Source organism: Methylobacterium sp. WL103 (genome assembly GCF_008039885.1).
GTDB lineage: Bacteria > Pseudomonadota > Alphaproteobacteria > Rhizobiales > Beijerinckiaceae > Methylobacterium > Methylobacterium cerastii.
Genome location: NZ_VRUX01001045.1, coordinates 1 through 877 on the forward strand (window position 1 = coordinate 1; position 877 = coordinate 877).

At 75.8% G+C, this 877-nt stretch carries 1 pseudogene; it reads right to left on the minus strand.

What is annotated here, in order from left to right:
- Positions 1-877, minus strand: a pseudogene (locus FV222_RS30300) (AsmA family protein); the annotation flags it as partial.

An 877-nucleotide genomic window follows, 5' to 3' on the forward strand; every position in this document is an offset into this window, starting at 1 on the left:
CTCCGGGCGCGATCGCCCCGTTGCGGTGCAGGACATCGACGAGGTCGATCCCGGCTAGCACGCCGCCGTCGATGGTGAAGCCCGCCCGCCCGGCGACGTGCGCCGCGAGGTCCGCGGTGTCGCGCCCGCTGCTCTCCAGGGTGAACTGGCCTTGCGTGCCGCCGAGCACCCAGCGCGCCTCCCCGAGGTCGAGGAGGAGCGATCCGAGGTCGAGCCGGTCGAACGCGCCCTGCGCCTTCACCTCGGTCTCGCCGCCGTCTGCGCCGGCGGCCGAGAGGGCGACCCGGCCCTTCAGGGTCGCGCCCTGCAGCCCGGCGCGGTTGAGTGCGACCTCGATCGAGCCCGGCCGCACCAGCACGCTCGCGGCGAGGTCGCTGAGGAGGACCGGGCCGATTCGGCTCTCGGCGGCCGAGATGCGCAGGTCGAGGTCGCCGCCGGTGAGCGGCGCCAGGGCCACCGGCCGGGCCGGCTCCGCGGTGCCGTCATCCGCCGGAGCGGTGCCGAAGACCTGCATCAGCCCGCCGAGCAGGGGCGCGAGGTTGAGGCTGTCGGCGGCGAGCGTGGCCTGGACCGCGGTGCGGGCCTCGCCGAAGCTCATCGAGCCCGCGCCTTCGAGCACGTCGTCGCCGAGGGTCGCGCGCAGGCTCGAAAACGACAGGGTCCGGCCGGCGGTCTCGAAGCGGCCGTCGAGCACGAGGGTCCGGATGAAGGGCGCCAGCGCCACGTCGCCGCCGACCCAGGCCATCGTCTCGGACAACGAGCGCGTCTCGACCCGTCCCCGCCCCTGCATCGCGAAGCCGCCCGCGGTGGTGGCGGTGCCGTCGGCCGACAGGCTCCCCGTGGGCCACGCGGCGTTCAGGGCGAAGGGCGACGCGGC